This is a genomic window from Exiguobacterium sp. s91 (assembly GCF_018618915.1).
Lineage (GTDB): Bacteria > Bacillota > Bacilli > Exiguobacteriales > Exiguobacteriaceae > Exiguobacterium_A > Exiguobacterium_A abrahamii.
Map to the genome: position 1 here is coordinate 60,510 of NZ_JACSMZ010000004.1, position 17,534 is coordinate 78,043.

The window sequence follows — 17,534 nt, forward strand, 5'->3', positions numbered from 1 at the left end:
CAATCGTATTATCGCTTTTGATACTTCACTTTCGTATGCGCTTGGGCCTGCTTGTGGATTTTTTTCCACTTTTCTTTCTCCGCCGCCTGCAACGCCACGTTTTGCTTGCGTTCCGCATAGGCGATTTCTCGTTTTAGCTTGACGAAGCTGTTCCAGCGCTCAGCAGTTAGTGTGCCATCTTCTAAAGCTATCCGAACGGCACATCCCGGTTCCTTATCATGTTCACAGTCTCGGAAACGACAGTTTTCAGCAAGCTCCTCAATATCGGAAAACGTCGACGATAAACCGTCACTGCCATCCCATAAGGCCAATTCTCGCATCCCCGGTGTATCAACAAGCAATAGACCGTTCGATAGTCGTTTCAGTTCGCGATGTGTCGTCGTGTGACGTCCGCGTTCATCGTCTTCTCGTACGCCACCCGTCTCCATTAACTGTTCTCCAGCTAAAGCATTGACGAGCGTCGACTTCCCGACGCCGGACGACCCAACTAACACGATTGTCTGCTTGATTTGTAACTGTTCACGCAACTCCTCTAATCCGTCACCAGTTAAAGAATCAACGGCAAGGATTGGTGTTCCGAACGCGATCGCTTCGACAGCCTGCAGTTCCGTTTCAATCGACGGCATCAGACTTTTTTTCGTCAGGACGATGATTGGTGTCACCCCTGCATCCCAAGCAACCGTTAAATAACGTTCCAGTCGACGGACGTTGAAGTCATGTCCAAAAGCCATGACGAGCAAGGCAACGTCGACATTCGCGCAGATGATTTGTTCCTCAGTCTCCGTTCCTGCCGCTTTTCGGGAAAATTGAGAAGATCGTGGTAAGACACGTTCGATTCGTCCTTTGCCTGGCTCTCGCTCTGTTTGGATGATCCAGTCACCAACCGCTGGCAATTCAGCTTTCGTTCCCGATTGAAAACGCAATTTACCAGACAGTTCGCTCAGCGATTCTCCTGTTTCCGTCATGACGCGATAATGTGTTTGATAGACGGCTGTAATCCGTCCTAATCGTTCTGTTCCTGTCATTTCGTAGACAGGTGGTGTACCCCATTCGTTCAAATGGTTTCCTCCTCTGATTTAAGGGAGGGAAACCCCTCCCTGGTTTCCGACACATGTTACTTGGTTTACGTTGATTGTTGCACTCATCAACATCACTCCTCTCGATTCGATTCCCTTATAGAGTATCACATGAATCATTGGTGCTGATAGCGCTTCCCTTAAAGTCAGACCTTCTCTCCGCCTTAAGCCCGAGAGCAAATACGGTCCAAAGAGTGTCGTAGGAATAGAAGGACTCCCGTATCATAAAGGTATCAACACAAGGGAGGCTTCCTCATGAAGCAATCGAAAGGAAAACAACTGGTGATGATTCTCGCCGGACTGGCGTTACTTGCCGTCGTCATCGGAACATTACCGCATATGATCGGACTTGGTTTAGGGGCGTTACTCGCGTTCTATTCGATCAGTAAGTTCATGCAGTCGAACAAATGGCCAGCGAAACTCGGCTTCGGATTCCTAGCAGCCATCGGAATCGGACTTGCCCTCTCGAACATCTGGGCAGTCATCGGAATCGCAGCAGCCATCGCATTGTACGTCGGTTACATGCGTATGAAACTACAACGTGTCAATGTTCAAGATCTCTTCAACCGTCGCCGTACATCAACGACACATTTCGAAGCAGACTGGAAAGACCTAGACGAAAAACGTTTCTAATCAAAATGTGTGACCCGATATCATTCGCCACTTCCAAGGAGGAATTTTTTCATGAAAAACGTATTTGATCAACTCAACGATTTTGCGACACAAATGATGACAGAAGTCAAAAAAGCAGCCGAACAGGGTGAAGTACCTGCTAAAAAGCTCGTTCGTCATATTCGATCTACAGAAGCTGATCTAAAAGAGATTGATCGACTTCTCGAGCGTCAACGGACATTACTGCAAGAATTAACGCATAAACAAGAAGAAGCGAAGGATTTAGCAGATAAACGCTTCAAGCAAGTCGAAATCGCAAACGAAGCCGGTGAACAACAACTGGCTGAGCGCGCAGCCATCGAATCGAAGCATTATGGGGAGCAATACCGCTTCTTCGAAGAACTCGTCGCTGAGACGAAACGCGAGCTGAATGAATTGGAACGTGAAGCCCTCGAGTTGAAGTTGAAGCTCGAAGATCTACAAAACAAACGGTACGAATGGATGATGCGCGAAAACGTCTCGAACTTAAAAAACAAGATGAACCAGGTGCTAGATCGCGAACCAAATGCTACTATAAAAGAAGAAGCACATCCGTTCACGGCGGAAGAGCCTGAAGCAAAACAACCAGCCGTTGATGAAGATGATATCGATGCGCGTATCGCTGAACTCGAACGCCGCATTCACCAATAAGCAATTAATGATGAAGGAGGCGTATGCCTCCCTTTGTCATGTTAGAAAGGAGATTGATCGTGCGACGATTAAGTACGAAACAACTGGTCGGTTACGTATCGATCCTGTTCGCCCTCGGTCTGTTCTATGACCTATTGTCTGGTGCAGGAAATGTATTGTTTGGTGTCTTATTTCCGTTCCTGCTGTATTATGTCGGGATTCATTTCCGACGACGTAATCATGAAAAATTAGCAATTCTCTTTTACATCGTCGGTACGATCATTCTTGCTGGCGTCGTCCTTAGTTCGGCTGCCATCGGTTTTGTCATTGCTGGTATCTTGCTCTATCTTGGGATCATTCTCGTGACACGACATTCTGTCCGCGAATTTTTATTTTCACGGATTGCTCCGCATCAATATGAAGAGGAAGGGATCAAGATTCAACCCGCTTACTCCTTCTCGACTCAAGCCGATGCACCGTACGTCTTACAGGATTTGAGCGAACAGTTCATCGTCAAGGATTTAGAAATCGATTTGACGCACGCCTATGTTCCAGAAGGCGAGACCTTGATCGTCGTCAGTGGTGTCGTCGGGGACGTCCGAATTCTTTTACCGTCCGGCTACGACTATACACTCGACACGTCAATCGGCTTCGGAAGCGTCAAGACGGACATCCGCCGGATTCCGACCTTCTTCAATCGACGCATTCAATTCCGGGCACCGGAATACGGTGAAGCGACGCGGAAGGTTCGCATTCATGTCATGCTCGGTATTGGCAACGTGGAGGTGTCTTCGATATGAAGCGTGATCAATTCCCGCTTGGTGTCATTGCACTCCAAGTCATGACGGGCTTTTTGACTGCCGTCATGACGACGTTGTTATTCTTAAGTACACGACAAGTCGATTGGCATGTCCTATTCGTCCGTCAACAAGATTTCCCTGTCCTTCTACTCGTCATCGGACTCTCGTTATTACTACCGCTTGCCATTGGTAGCATGCATTACTTTTTCTTGCGACGTGACTTCAAACGTGTCACGACTGCCATCATTGAACTCGAGCAAGGAAAAGATGTGACGATCGTTCCGGGTCCCTACTTTCATACGTTGACGCGCTTGTCGCGGATTGGAAAACGTATCGACGAACAAGTCGAGACCGTCCAAAAAATCAGTACACGTCCGCAACATGTTGAACAAGTAAGAGTTCAAGCCGTCACGGAGGAACGAAAGCGACTCGCACGTGATTTACACGACTCCGTTTCGCAACAGCTCTATGCCATCTCCATGATGACGACAGCAGCTAAACAGACGATTCTGTCTCAACCTGAAGCTGCAGCCAAACAGATCGAGATGGTCGAGACGATGGCGCAAACGGCGCAGTCTGAAATGCGCTCCCTCTTACTTCAGCTTCGCCCTGTCGAACTCGAAGGGATGACGTTACAACAAGGACTTTCGCAACTGCTCGAAGAATTATCTAGAAAGCAGTCCACACAATTGAGTTGGAAGTTAGAAGAGATGTCACTTCCACGACAAATCGAAAACGAGTTGTTCCGAATCGTCCAAGAAGGATTGACGAATGCATTACGTCACGCGAAAGCGTCTCATATGGATATTGAACTCCGACAATTCAACGAAACAATCATTCTGAGCATGAATGATGATGGTGTTGGATTCGTCGTTGATGAAAAAAAACTTGCCTCTTATGGCATTAATTCGATGCGGGAACGAACGGCTGAGATGGGCGGAACGATTCGTCTCGTCAGTGTTCCGGGACAAGGAACCCAAATCGAAGTCAAACTTAGAAAAGATCGGATGGTGCAAGTATGATACGCGTATTATTAGTAGATGATCACGAGATGGTCCGGGCCGGTGTGTCTGCTTTCCTTTCCACACAACCAGACATCGAGGTCGTCGCCGAAGCGTCGGATGGTCAAGCAGGAGCCTTGCTTGCGCTTGAACACCGACCGGATGTCATCTTGATGGATTTAGTAATGGAACCAGTCGATGGTGTCGAAGGAACGCGACTGATCCGCAAAGACTGGCCGGAAGCAAAGATTCTCGTCGTGACGAGTTTTCTTGATGATGAGAAAGTTTATCCTGTCATTGAAGCTGGTGCGATGAGTTATGTCTTAAAAACGGCTAGCGCCTTTGACATCGCAGAAGCGATTCGCAAGACGGCAAACGGTCAATCCGTCATGGCAGCACAAGTGACTGGTAAAATGATGGAACGTCTTCGTCGTCCTACGACACACTTACATGATGATTTGACGGAACGTGAGCAGGAAGTTCTTCAATTGATGGCTCGTGGTATGGCGAACCAAGAAATCGCAGACGAATTATTCATTTCCTTAAAAACCGTTAAGACACACGTCTCGAACATCTTATCGAAACTCGATGTCGTAGACCGTACACAAGCTGTCGTCTATGCCTTCAAGCATAATCTCGTCAAATAAGATTTAGCCCTTCATTACTTATTCCTTAAGCTCACGCAAATAAGGGGCTGACTCAAAAGTCAGTCTCTACAAAGATAAGGGAGGTAGATTGATGATCTGCCTCCCTTACCTCGTAATAAAAAGAATGACGCGTCACACGCAACTCCTACAGGAAAAAACGCTTTTATGCGTTGTCAGAGACGAACAAGACCCGCTTTCCCGCTTAAATGAAGCAGGAAAACTGGCTTGTGTCTCGCCTGAGGAAAGGGCGTGTACAGACGCGTCATTCTTTTTTTGAAGCCCCTTATTGCCTTACCAGAGTCTCCATCCGGGAGCTCCTGGAGGGGCATTTTCAATCATATGCCAAATCGGCACCGTGTATGCAAACGCAATCAAAGCGAACGTCACGAAAATCCATAGCTTCCAATTTTCAAAGAAGAGTGGCGTTGCCATCGCCTCTTCTTCCGTTTCAGCAATCGGAAATTCTTCCGTTCCTTTTGGCGCTCGGAATGCAAGTTGGAACATCGCATAGAGGAATAGCAGAATCGAGATGAATAAAATCGTTCCGCCGATCGCCATTGCGACATGATATGGAATCCAGTCAGCGACGATGGAATCCTTGAAGTAGGTGGCTGGTCCCGTCCGTCGTGGATTACCGAGTAATCCTGAGATGTGCATCGCAGTCGACATGAAGAGCATTCCGATCGTCCAGGCAGCCGTTTGAATAAGTCCAAGACGATTCATTGCTGCTGTTAACGTTCGACCACGTAAGAGCGGGACAAGCCAGTAGGCTGTTCCGAAGAACGTTAGTGCGACGGCGGCACCGACCGTGATATGAAAGTGTCCCGTGACCCACAATGTGTTGTGAACGATGATGTTCAGCTGATGCGATGCATTAATGACACCACCTGCACCTGCTGGAATGAAGAATAACATCCCGATGAACGGTGCAAGGAAACGGACGTCGCGATATGGCATTTTCTTCACCCAACCAAATATGCCAGTTGCTCCCTTCCGGCGACCTGCTAGCTCAAAAGTCGCAAACATCGAGAAGGCAGTCATCAATGATGGAATGATGACGAGGAATGTCAAGACGACTTGGACATACTTCCAAAATGCAGAAATCCCCGGCTCTAACAATTGATGGTGAAAACCAACAGGGAATGAAAAGAGTAGGAATAACAAGAACGACATGCGTGCTAACGCGTCAGAAAAAATCTTCCCACCAACGATTTTCGGAATGACCGTATACCAAACGATATAAGCAGGTAATAACCAAAAATAGACGAGTGGATGACCAAAGTACCAAAATAGCGTCCGAGATAGTTCGATCCCGACCTTATCCGTCCAACCAAGAGATAAAGGAAGGAGTTGAAAGAGAATCGTTGCCGCTACGCCGAGTGTCGCAACTACCCATAACAAGGCAGTCATAATGCTCATGTAGGCTTGAAGCGGTGGATGAACACCAGGGTGTTCCCGCTTATAATCAGCATACATTCGGAACATGGCACCAGACGCGATCCACGTTCCGACGACGAAGATGACGAGTCCGATATAAAATACAGGATGTGCCTTGAGTGGTGCATAGAACGTATAGAGGACGGAAGCTTCACCTGCAAGCACCATCCACGTGACGAGGACGACACCAAGAATCATGAACCAGAACCCGACCCATCCGAGACGTCGCGGAAACTCTTCGAAGCGTCCGAACGATTGACCTAAAAATGAGAACAATAATCCGAAAATGAATAACGTCGTAAAGACGATTGCAAGCATCAATCCGTGAGCAGTCAGAAGCTCATAGTATCCGATTCCAGCGATTTCTGGAATGGCACCTGTCCGTACCATCGTTTGTAGTAATCCACATAGACCACCGATCAATAAGGCGACAAGTGAAAAACTAACATGTGCAAAGGCCAGTTTCGCTTCCTTGACTCCGATGACGGTAGCGGGTAGACCACGCTCCATCTCGAACTGTCTTAGTTTATTTGATATAGCATTCATCTTATTCCACCACCTTGATTTTCGTTGCCATCATATGATGGGCATTACCACAATATTCATTACAGACGACGAGATATTCGCCTGCTTCCTTGAACGTATACTCAATCGAATTAATATGTCCGGGAACGACCATCATGTTGACGTTCGTCTTAACGATTTCAAATCCATGAACGACGTCCTTCGATGTCACGAGAAAATCGACTGTCGCCCCTTTAGGTATGACCATATCTTTTGGTGTAAACTGAAAAGCTTGTGAAACGATGACCGCTTCGTATCGGTCATCATCAATCTTTTTTAGTCCTGGTTTATCAAACGGTTTCGTCTGATCGACTTTCGTCGGATCAATCAATGTCGCATCGGATGGTGGTTGATTGCCCGATGCAAAAGCGGATACACCGATGATGGTCAAGAAGACCGCTAGCATCGCTACTCCGAAGATCAGCCAAATTTTTTCTAAACGATGAATGTGCATCGTGATTCCCCCTTAACGTGATATGAACAATAGAAAGATTGAACTCCACATCCCGATGATGACACCTGCTACGATCAGGACGGCAACGAATGTTCCTTTTAGGTTCGATTCTGTCTTTTGACTCATCGTGATTACTCCTTTCCTACTCTGAACTTGTCTTTATTGTAAGAATTCAGCAAGTCTGGAAACTGTGATAAATATCACTTTAAATATGAAAATTCCGCACTTTTCATTTCGAAAACACACAGAAAATTCACATCTAAGCGAGCTTAGAAAAAACTTCTATACACAAAAATAACGCGAGACAGGAAAGTCCTGTTTCGCGTCGGGATGATTCGTACATCTTATTAAATTCGACAAACACCTGCTGGACATCCTTCACAATGACACAGATCCCGTAGATATTGCGGATCGTGAATGATGATTTCTTTTGCAGTCATCGAAATGACCCCTTCTTTTTTCCACTGAGAAAACATACGATTAACGGTCTCACGTGGTGCACCAATCAATTGACCAAACTCACCGTCGGATGGTCGCTTCGCAAGACGATACGTTTCTCCCACTTGTTCCCCTTCCATCGCAATCAAGCGAAGTAACGTCGAAGCTAATGCCCCTGGTTTTCCAAACAGTAGTAAGTCACGTAATTTCGTTTCCGTTTGCTTCCGCATTAATGCTTGCCATCGCATGATCTCAAGCGCAAAGGCACCGTCTTTTTTCATAAGCTCTTCTAATTGGTTTTTCGATAAGAATCCGATGATGCTATCTTCCATCGTTTCAATACTGTAGGAACTCGGAAAAGCTTCTCCTACATCAAATTCGCCAAACAAATCTCCTTTGAAATATAAAAACATGAGTAATGGACTGCCTTTTTTCGTCAACTTCGATAGTTTGACGCCTCCTTGTTTCACATAAAACAACTTATCGTTCATTTCCCCTTCCCAACAGACAATGGAATCCTTTTTGAACGTCGTTTCTGTCATGAAGCTCTCAAGCAACGTTCGCGTTTCGGGTGATAAGACGAACGTATTGGCTTCAGTCGTTCCACAAGTTAGCATATCCATTTCTCCTCTCCTCTTCTTCTGCTTTTAGTATAGAACATCACAGTCGAAAAGAATGGATTTTCAAAAGATTGTCAAACTTTGTTCAACATTTCACATTATTATTTTTAAAATGACCTGACGACTCTTTTAAGAATACAAAAGGAATCGTCAGGAGTGATGTCATGGATTTATATCATAGTAATGATGAACAATTCGATTGACTGCTTGACCCGGCGTCTGATCATACCAGTTCTGTTGGAACTTCTGCATGTGTTGACGACATTCTTCAAGTATCACATCAGACGTGATCCACTCCATCAACTGCTCCATCCGTTCTGTCTGGCGGACAGGTAGCGGTTTCGGATACTGATCCACGAGCCCTGGTAGTTGTCGGTATGTGTCGATATCCGGTGTATACAAGAACGCCGGAATGTTGAGGAGACAGCTTTCAAATGGAATGGAAGAATAATCAGTTACGAGCACATCTGTGATTAGCAAGTAATCATTGATCTGATACGTATCGTCCAAAAGATGGATATGGCTAGAACGATAGGTAGAAAGAGACCGAATCGTTGGATGTAATTTAACGAGAATCGTCCATCCCGCTTGAGCAAGTTGTTCGAACTGTTGAATCGTATGATCTTCTGTTCCTTTGTATTCCCGGTATGTCGGTGCATACAATAAGATCCGACGATCAGTCTTTACATATTGTTTTCTTAATTCCAGTGTTTTCTGCTTTCGTTGCTTCTCATCAAACCAATAGTCCGTTCGTGGCATGCCGAATGGTTTAAAGTGAGACCGTTTTAAGTCGTGTGGTGCCATGAACTGTGTCGCACAGCGCATCCCTGGTACGATGAAATCACCATATTCTTGATAAACTCGTCGAAAACGATTTCTTACTCGTTCTGATACGAACAGACTTTTGGAAGAGGTCAGTCCAAACTGCTTTAATGTTCCTGCCGCATGCCATAGCTGGATACGTCGTGTTCCTCGTCGCGTTGTTGCGACACTGAATTCTGCGACATAATTATCGACGAAGACCGTCCGGGAGGTCGCAAGCAAATACGCCAATCGGACGAATCGTAAACGACGAAAGCGAAGAGTCCGATCTGACTTCCACAGATCCGGCTGCTTCATGAAATGATGATCATATACCAGATACCGTTTCTCACTTGGCAATTCCTGCGCTAAGCGATCATTAACAGGTTTTGCGTTATCACCATACGTCATCCAAAACAAAGTGACTGGTCGAAGCGGTAGCCATCGAAAGACACCATAACAAATACGAAACAACAATAAATAGACCCATACGATACCTTCTCTAACCACTTTCATCCTGCCCTTCTACGAAGAAAGACCGCACGTCGATCGTGTGGTCTCCTCTTCAATCACTTCGAAGCTAATTCCGTTTTAATCTGGCTTGTAGAGATGCCTTCAGTCCGACTGAGGTAAACGACTTCACAGTGCTCCTTCAAGAAGTCGAACTCGCCTTTCCAGTCGTCACCCATGACGAAGAGATCAACATCATGTTTTTTCACATCTTCTACTTTTTGATCCCAGCTGTTTTCTGGAATAACTTCATCCACATAACGGATGGCTTCAAGGATCATCTTCCGATTCTCAAAGTTATGGTAAGACTGTTTATGTTTTAAACGATTGAATTCGTCTGTCGAAATCGCGACGATGAGGTAATCGCCCATCTCTTTGGCACGTTTTAAGATGTTGATATGACCCCAGTGCAATAAATCAAATGTTCCGTACGTAATAACCTTCTTCATGATTTTGCTCTCCCTTTTATCCGTAAATTCTCTTTATGATCGTCTTCATCGCCCGTTCTGAAGCCTGCCCATCATCCCATTGACAATACGTCTCTTGGAACGCTCGGAATGCTGACGCATACCGTGTGTGCCAATCATCCAACTGATTCAATTCTTCAAATAGTGCTGTCTCAGTGGATAATAATGGTCCCGGTGCCCCCTGTTCAAAATCGAAGTAAAATCCGCGCAACTGATCGCGATAATGTTCTAAGTCATACGTATAGAATAAAATCGGACGCGATAAATGCGCAAAATCAAACATGACAGAAGAATAATCCGTGATCAAAGCTTCTGACGCCATATAGAGCTCCGCGATATCCGGGTAGTCCGATGCATTTCGAACGGATGGATAAGCAGTGACGTCGAGACGACTTCCGACTAAATAGTGCATTCGAATAAGCAGGACATATTCATCCCCGAATCGCTTTTCAAATTCCTCTAACGAAAAGGGCAGCTCAAATGAATATTTCCCTTGACCTTCGAACGCATTATCTCGCCAAGTAGGTGCATACAGCAAGACTTTTTTCGAAGAATCAATCTCATAGTGGCGATAAACCGTTTCTTTGATTTTAGCATGCCGTGCCTCTTGATAAAATATATCATTTCGAGGGTATCCAATTTCTAGCATCTCACCTTCAAAAGCAAATGCCCGCCGAAAGATTGAACTAGAGTAGGCATTCGGGGAAATTAAGCCGGACCATTTTGCAGTCTCTTGCTTAAATCCTTGCTTGTACCGCTCCGTCGTCGTATTCGCCATTTGGACATCATCCATATCAAGCGCAAGCTTTTTGAGCGGTGTGCCGTGCCATGTCTGGAGATAATACGTTTTTTTCGGTTTGATCAACCAACCCGGTAACCGACTGTTTGATACCCAGACCCGTGACGTCGCGAGCAAATAAATCCAGCGAAACGTCAACCGATCTACCGTCTTGACGTCTCGTGGAAACGTAACACCTCGTTGTTTACTAAAAATCAACTCACATTCCGGATGCATCGTACGCATCAATTCGTAGATGGCACGCGGACTGTCACTATATTGCTTTCCGAGAAAACTCTCGAAAAGGACTCGATTTGATTTTTGTGGCAACCACGTAAAGACTTTCATGATGGTTCGCAGACTGCGTTCAATCAAGCCTGTTCGTTTCATCCACTGTTTTACTTGATCTTTCAAGTGAAGAGCTCCTTCTTAAGTCAATTAATCACAGCTCATCATAACAAAAAGCGCATCCATTTGGAATTGCTATTTGTTCGCATGTAGCGGAAAGGTAAATCGAACGCCGTCGTGTTTTTGACGATTCCTTTACGATGGCTGAACGTCTCGAAACTATACTTGCCATGATATCCACCCATACCACTCGCCCCGACTCCACCAAATGGTAGATGATGCTGTGCGACGTGCATCAATGTGTCATTGACACATCCACCACCGAATGAAATCCGTTCAAGGATACGATGTTCGACGGCTTTGTTCTCTGTGAACAGATAAAGTGCAAGCGGTTTGTCACGATCATTGACGAACGCGATGACCTCTTCGATTTCACGGTAGGTCAACACCGGCAGGATCGGTCCGAAGATTTCGTCTTGCATCAATGGAGCATCCACCGCTACATTCGTCATGACGGTCGGCGCCATCTTACGCGTTTCCGGATCGACTTGTCCACCGAATTCGATCGTCCCTTGCGACAAGTAACTGCTGAGGCGATTCAGATGATCGTCCGATACGATTTTGACGTAGGATGAGACGCCGACGCCATTCCCGTACTGTTTGAAGGCTTCTTCTTCAATCAACTGCAAGAAACGTTCTTTAACGTCCTCATGAATCAATACGTAATCCGGGGCGATACATGTCTGTCCGGCATTCAGCCATTTTCCCCATGCGATCCGCTTCGCTGCTAGACGAAGATCCGCATCCTTGTGAACGATTGTCGGTGATTTCCCACCCAGTTCAAGTGTGACCGGTGTCAAATGCTTCGCTGCAGCTTGATGCACGATTTTTCCGACGCGTGTGGAACCCGTAAAGAAGATATAATCAAAACGTTCGTTTAATAAAGCGCTACTGACTTCAGCATCTCCTTCTATGACGATTCCGAATCGTTCATGGAATGCCGTTTCAAAAACTTCTCGTAATACACGAGAGACGTTCGGTGTCAGCTCGGATGGTTTAAGGACGACCGTATTCCCCGCTGCAATCGCACCAATGACCGGAGCAAGTGCCAGCTGGAAAGGATAGTTCCATGGCGCGATGACAAGAACGTTGCCATAGGGTTCGTACTGGATTTCACTTTTTGAGCCGATATGCAGAAGCGGTGTTGCGACACGCTTTGGACGTGCTAGTCGACGGAGTTGTCGCTCCATCCGTTGAATCTCTCCATAAACGAAACCGATTTCCGTCGTAAAAGCATCATGCTGTCCTTTATTGAGATCTTGTTTTAATGCCTCATAGATCGCTGCTTCATGCGTTTCAATCGCTTGGCGTAAGAACGTCAGCATGCTTAAGCGAAAAGCTAGACTACGTGTTGCACCTGTTTGGAAAAAGTGACGCTGTGTCTCAAGGCGCTCTGAAAGCACTGTCTCTGTCATCGTTGTCTCCATCCGAGAATCTCCCCTTTAACTGATCTATAACACTGCCTTTATCTTACCATATCTCTTTTCGACTATGAAAAAAGACGGAGAGGCTTCTCCGTCTTGCTTCTTATAATTGAATCGCTGTTTCAAGCGCGACTTTCATCATATCGTTGAATGTCGTCTGGCGCTCTTCCGATGTTGTTTCTTCACCTGTCAACAGATGATCTGAAATCGTCAGGATCGTCAGTGCGTTTACTTTATGTTTTGCTGCAAGTGTGTAAAGACCTGCCGCTTCCATCTCGATTGCGAGACATCCGAAATCCGCCCATTTTTTGAAGTGATGGAAATCATCTTGATAGAACTGATCCGTCGTGAAGATTTGACCGACTTTTGCATCGATACCTTGTTCTTTAGCTGCTGTATATGCTTTATGCAGCAGATCAAAAGAGGCTGTCGGTGCGTAGTCTAGTCCATTAAAACGGACACGGTTCTGTGCCATGTCATGCGAAGCACTCATCGCGATGACGACGTCACGAACTTTAACGTCTGGCGTGATCCCACCGGCAGTTCCGACACGGATCAAGTTCTTCGCACCGTATGACTGAACGAGTTCGTTCGCATAGATCGACATCGATGGTACACCCATACCTGTTCCTTGAACCGAAACTTTTTTCCCTTTATAAGTACCTGTGAAGCCATACATGCCTCGAACTTCGTTATAAAGGACGACGTCCTCTAAAAACGTCTCAGCGATGTATTTAGCACGTAACGGATCTCCTGGGAGTAAGACCGTTTCGGCGATTTGTCCTTCAGCTGCATTAATGTGTACACTCATGTACGATTCCTCCTCGATAGTCGTTTAAATCGACAACAATTCACGAAACTCATTCGGTGTCATACCGAATTGTTTTTTGAACACTTTCCGAAAATACTTATCGTCCTGATATCCGACTTCAAGTGCGATTTCGTAAATGCGCGCGTCCGTCTCACTCAATAATTCCTTCGCCCGATTCAAGCGAATCGTTTGGATGTAATCAGATAAGTTAACGGAAAAACGCTGTTTGAAGCGTCGTGATATATACTCTCGGCTCAAGTAAAACCGTTCGCTCATGAATTGCAGTGTCAATTCTTCCGCATAATGCGTTTCGATGTATTTGGCGATTTGATCAATCGCTTCTCCTGATTCCACTACCGGATGGATACATTCCATCGCGCGGGACAAGGCATCATTGAGTACATCTGGATCAACCGGCTTCAATAAATAATCAAAGGATTGATGCAAAATGGCACGTCGCATATACGTATAATCATCATACCCTGTCAGCACGATCGTGACGACCTTTGGATGATGATTTTTTGTCCATTCTAGTAATGTTAATCCGTCGAGTCCAGGCATTTCGACATCTGTCAGCATTAAATCGATCGTTCCGGTATCCAGTAATCGTTTCGCTTCTTCCCCATGTTCCGCCTCGTAAATATGTGAGACCTGCCAACTGTCCCATTCTCCGAGCAATTTGACCGCTTCCCGTACATGTCGTTCATCGTCTACGATCAACACGTTCATGCCAAGTCCCCCTTCTCATATGGAATTCGAATCACGATTTTGAATCCTCCCTCTACCGCTGAAGAAGAGAGCGTCATATTTGCTTGCTCCCCGTAAAAAATCAAGAGTCGTTCATAAATATTATGGAGACCAATGCCGCTCGTCTCGAGGTCTTCTGGGCTACGATGCATGCGCATTTTTCGATCAATCGCTTCAAGTCGTCCTGTTTCAAGAATGGCACCGCTATTCTCGATTTGAATAATGAGGCGTCCGCCATCCGTCCGGACTTTGTAAGCAAGATAGTTCTCCGTCGCTGCTAATTGCTGTCGAAAGCCGTGTTTGAAGTAATTTTCAGCGAACGGTTGCAAGATCATCTTCGGCACTTCAATGTCATTGAGATGCCACGGGACGTCAACAATATAACGGAACCGTTCCGGAAAACGTTGCTGTTGCAAACGAATATACGCTTGAAGATGATCGACTTCTTGTTTTAGGGTTACGATCGTCTGCTCATTATTCATCGAGTAGCGCATCATTTGTGATAATCCGGTGATCGAGCGGTACGCGATCTTCCGGTCTCCTTGTAACGTCGTCGTTCCGATCGATTGTAAGGCATTGAATAAGAAGTGCGGATTGAGCTGAGATTGTAATGCACGTAGCTCATTCGTCCGGTTTTCAAGTGCCAGTCGATACTCCCGTTTGATTAAACGATCAATCCGTTGAATCATGCGTTGGAACTGACGGTTGAGTAATCCAATCTCGTCATTCGTCGTCGCAACGAATGGTGCTGATAAATCCCCTTGTTCGACTCGCCAGACGTTTGCTGTCAACTGTTTGATTGGTTTCGTGATCTGCATGGCAACGAGACTTGCGGCAATGATCATGACGAACAGTGAGACGAGACCGATCAAAACAAGAATCAATGCCGTTTCATTCGCCCCTTGGATGACTGACGCATACGGAATCCGTTTGACGAGTATGAGTGGAACACCATTCGTCATCGTCTTTGAGTAGACGATGAACGATTTTCCGACACGTAAACTCCCACTCTGCCCAGTGAATCGATCGACCGGTAGTTCCATCTCTGCTCCAGTCTGTGCCAATACACGCTGTTCTGTCATCAACCATAACGACTCTTCCGGATCATTCTCGAACAGTTTCAATTGTTGTTCGAATACACGGACTGGAATATCCACTGAAAGGAAGCCGAGTGGCTCATCTGTTTCGACACGATCGATACGATAACGAAAACTAACGACTTGTTTCTCATCAAGAATCATCGTGTGCACATTGTATGGTTCAATCGTGTGCGCTCCGTCAATCAACCAGCCACTTTTTTGTTTCATCAATCGAAAATAATCCGTTTCTTGCATCCAATCAAACGTTCCCCGACTCGTCGTTTTCATGTTGTAGACCGAATACTCCGAATAACCATTTAAGATGACGAAATGTAACTGCTCGATATCCTGACGTGATAAAAACAGACCTAACATCGCCCGCGAAACGACTCCATCAGATTCGTCTAATTCCTGATCTGCTCCGACGCGCATGATGTTCATCAACGAACGATTCGCATACAGACTTGTCGAGAGACGGCGGATATCCTCTATGTAATGGGTCACCTGTGTATTTCCTCGCGTCAACACGTTCAGGCTAGAACGTTCTGCCTGTTCAATGTTTTGGTGCCGTACATACAAGTAGGAGATCGATGTCGCGAGGGCTGTCGGAATCAAGATCGCTAGGACGACGAGACGAATCAAACGTGTCCGGATACTTTTCATGAAAGGCGCCCCCATCCTTTTTCTTGTAATCAATCGTATCATAACCTTGAATCCGCTTACATCATTTCCTGATATTCTCTTTCATGATTCCTATAAAAAATTCTTTTTTGTTTCGACTTGATTCCGAATGAATTTTACTATAATATCATCAATGTTCGTTTTTTAATCAATTTGTTATGAAGGTGGTCCTTTTACCCATGTTTAAACTTGCCGCACATCAAACAACCGTAAAACGTGAAATCCAAGCTGGATTCGTGACGTTCATTACGATGGCATATATTCTGCTAGTCAATCCGACGATTTTAGCAGATGCCGGTATCCCCCAAGCCCAAGCATTTTCTGCGACGATCATCGCGACATTGATCGGTACGCTCCTGATGGGGCTTTATGCGAATCTACCAATCGCAGTCGCACCCGGAATGGGACTCAATGCGTATTTTACTTATACACTTGTCGTTGGTGAGAAGATTCCATATCAGACAGCACTCTCAGTTGTTTTCGTTGCTGGTGTCATTTTCTTATTGTTATCACTCTCACCAATCCGTACGAAGCTGATTGAAATCATTCCGATGACATTAAAGCTTGCGATCACAGGTGGAATCGGTCTTTTCATTGCTTCACTCGGTCTCAAGATGTCAGGAATTCTCATCGCTAGTGAAGATACACTCGTCACGATTGGCGCATTGACGTCACCAGAAGCATTGATCACACTCATCGGACTATTAGTTGCAGCCATCTTGACGATCAAACGTGTACCAGGTGCTATTTTATATGCCATGATTCTCTCTGGATTGATTGCATTCCTGACAGGTGAATTGAAGTTTTCCGATTCCTTCGTTGCGTTACCGACTTTACCAGAAGGATTGATCATCACGAATCCGTTCAACGCCATTCAAGACGTGTTCCAATACGGTCTGTTCAGCGGTGTCCTCTCCTTCGTTCTCGTGACGATGTTTGATACGACAGGTACGATGGTCGCTGTCGGAGAACAGGCTGGATTGATTGAAGAAGATGGATCATTGAAAAACAGCGAACGTGCCCTATTATCTGATTCGACTGCGATGGTCGCTGGTTCATTGTTCGGAACAAGTCCCACAACCGCTTACGTAGAATCTGCAGCGGGTGTCGCTGCTGGTGGACGGACTGGACTCACATCCGTGACGGTCGGGATTCTATTCGCATTATCTGCCGTCTTTGGACCGTTCGTTCAATCGATTTCGAGCGTCCCTGCGATTACTGCGCCAGCATTGATTTTAGTCGGTGCCTTCATGATTCAAAATATCAAACAGATTCCATGGGATGATTTCAGCGAAGCTTTCACGGCTTTCCTCGTCATCTTGATCATGCCATTATCCGGTAGCATCGCAACCGGTATCGCATTCGGTTTCATCGTCTATCCAATCATGAAAGCTATCCAAAAAGAGCGTGTCCATCCACTCATCTATGTGTTCGCGCTTCTCTTCTTCATCCAATTATTCTTCTTATCATAAAAAAACATGCCTGTTCCGTCAGTTAATCGGAACAGGCA

General features: G+C 45.8%; 18 protein-coding genes. 6 read left to right on the forward strand and 12 right to left on the reverse strand.

The features are described from left to right. Positions 1–8: 8 nt before the first annotated feature. The gene (rsgA, locus tag KNQ06_RS14765) at positions 9–1,025 is read right to left on the reverse strand and encodes a ribosome small subunit-dependent GTPase A (RefSeq protein WP_167507601.1); all 1,017 of its coding nucleotides are present in this window, start codon (positions 1,023–1,025) and stop codon (positions 9–11) included. Between the two features lie 306 nt (positions 1,026–1,331). Here rsgA and KNQ06_RS14770 point away from each other — a divergent pair, with 306 nt between their 5' ends. The 5 genes from KNQ06_RS14770 to KNQ06_RS14790 are packed head-to-tail and all read left to right on the forward strand — an operon-like array spanning position 1,332 to position 4,805. Next, on the forward strand, positions 1,332–1,709 hold the full coding sequence (locus KNQ06_RS14770) for a lmo0954 family membrane protein (protein WP_023467260.1): 378 nt from the start codon (positions 1,332–1,334) through the stop codon (positions 1,707–1,709). Positions 1,710–1,760: 51 nt separating this feature from the next. Then, positions 1,761–2,378: a PspA/IM30 family protein gene (locus tag KNQ06_RS14775; RefSeq protein ID WP_029340865.1), complete on the forward strand. Its 618-nt coding sequence runs from the start codon at positions 1,761–1,763 to the stop codon at positions 2,376–2,378. 59 nt (positions 2,379–2,437) lie between these two features. After that, positions 2,438–3,157: a cell wall-active antibiotics response protein LiaF gene (gene liaF / locus KNQ06_RS14780; RefSeq protein WP_029340864.1), complete on the forward strand. Its 720-nt coding sequence runs from the start codon at positions 2,438–2,440 to the stop codon at positions 3,155–3,157. Beyond that, positions 3,154–4,179, forward strand: coding sequence for a sensor histidine kinase (locus KNQ06_RS14785; RefSeq protein WP_034785901.1), 1,026 nt, complete (start codon positions 3,154–3,156; stop codon positions 4,177–4,179). The genes liaF and KNQ06_RS14785 overlap by 4 nt, the downstream gene beginning before the upstream one ends. After that, positions 4,176–4,805, forward strand: coding sequence for a response regulator (locus KNQ06_RS14790; protein WP_023467256.1), 630 nt, complete (start codon positions 4,176–4,178; stop codon positions 4,803–4,805). Before KNQ06_RS14785 ends, KNQ06_RS14790 begins: the two co-directional genes overlap by 4 nt. A gap of 291 nt (positions 4,806–5,096) precedes the next feature. On the opposite strand, the gene KNQ06_RS14795 is transcribed toward KNQ06_RS14790, so the two are convergent. From KNQ06_RS14795 to KNQ06_RS14845, 11 genes are all read right to left on the reverse strand, one after another. Then, the gene (locus KNQ06_RS14795) at positions 5,097–6,788 is read right to left on the reverse strand and encodes a b(o/a)3-type cytochrome-c oxidase subunit 1 (protein WP_023467255.1); all 1,692 of its coding nucleotides are present in this window, start codon (positions 6,786–6,788) and stop codon (positions 5,097–5,099) included. A gap of 1 nt (position 6,789) precedes the next feature. After that, a complete protein-coding gene (locus tag KNQ06_RS14800) occupies positions 6,790–7,260 on the reverse strand; it encodes a cytochrome c oxidase subunit II (RefSeq protein ID WP_050678241.1) in 471 nt (156 codons plus the stop codon). A gap of 12 nt (positions 7,261–7,272) precedes the next feature. Next, complete coding sequence (locus KNQ06_RS14805) at positions 7,273–7,386, reverse strand: hypothetical protein (RefSeq protein ID WP_023467253.1); 114 nt, start codon at positions 7,384–7,386, stop codon at positions 7,273–7,275. Positions 7,387–7,607: 221 nt separating this feature from the next. After that, complete coding sequence (locus KNQ06_RS14810) at positions 7,608–8,321, reverse strand: Crp/Fnr family transcriptional regulator (RefSeq protein WP_231884726.1); 714 nt, start codon at positions 8,319–8,321, stop codon at positions 7,608–7,610. Positions 8,322–8,480: 159 nt separating this feature from the next. Beyond that, on the reverse strand, positions 8,481–9,635 hold the full coding sequence (locus KNQ06_RS14815) for a CDP-glycerol glycerophosphotransferase family protein (RefSeq protein WP_149426862.1): 1,155 nt from the start codon (positions 9,633–9,635) through the stop codon (positions 8,481–8,483). 53 nt (positions 9,636–9,688) lie between these two features. Further along, entirely contained in the window at positions 9,689–10,078 is a 390-nt protein-coding gene (gene tagD / locus KNQ06_RS14820; protein ID WP_050678243.1) for a glycerol-3-phosphate cytidylyltransferase, read from the reverse strand. A 16-nt stretch (positions 10,079–10,094) separates the two neighbouring features. Then, positions 10,095–11,264, reverse strand: coding sequence for a CDP-glycerol glycerophosphotransferase family protein (locus KNQ06_RS14825; protein ID WP_215148744.1), 1,170 nt, complete (start codon positions 11,262–11,264; stop codon positions 10,095–10,097). 62 nt (positions 11,265–11,326) lie between these two features. Next, positions 11,327–12,709, reverse strand: a complete 1,383-nt coding sequence (locus KNQ06_RS14830) for an aldehyde dehydrogenase (protein WP_149426861.1) — start codon at positions 12,707–12,709, stop codon at positions 11,327–11,329. Between the two features lie 100 nt (positions 12,710–12,809). Further along, complete coding sequence (gene deoD, locus KNQ06_RS14835) at positions 12,810–13,517, reverse strand: purine-nucleoside phosphorylase (protein WP_023467244.1); 708 nt, start codon at positions 13,515–13,517, stop codon at positions 12,810–12,812. 24 nt (positions 13,518–13,541) lie between these two features. Continuing rightward, positions 13,542–14,246, reverse strand: coding sequence for a response regulator transcription factor (locus tag KNQ06_RS14840; protein ID WP_149426860.1), 705 nt, complete (start codon positions 14,244–14,246; stop codon positions 13,542–13,544). After that, positions 14,243–16,006 carry a sensor histidine kinase gene (locus tag KNQ06_RS14845; protein ID WP_214772537.1) on the reverse strand — a complete coding sequence of 588 codons (1,764 nt, stop codon included), beginning with the start codon at positions 16,004–16,006 and terminating at the stop codon, positions 14,243–14,245. Before KNQ06_RS14845 ends, KNQ06_RS14840 begins: the two co-directional genes overlap by 4 nt. A 197-nt stretch (positions 16,007–16,203) precedes the next feature. Between KNQ06_RS14845 and KNQ06_RS14850 the strand changes: the two genes are divergently transcribed. After that, complete coding sequence (locus tag KNQ06_RS14850; protein WP_149426858.1) at positions 16,204–17,496, forward strand: NCS2 family permease; 1,293 nt, start codon at positions 16,204–16,206, stop codon at positions 17,494–17,496. Positions 17,497–17,534: the final 38 nt, after the last annotated feature.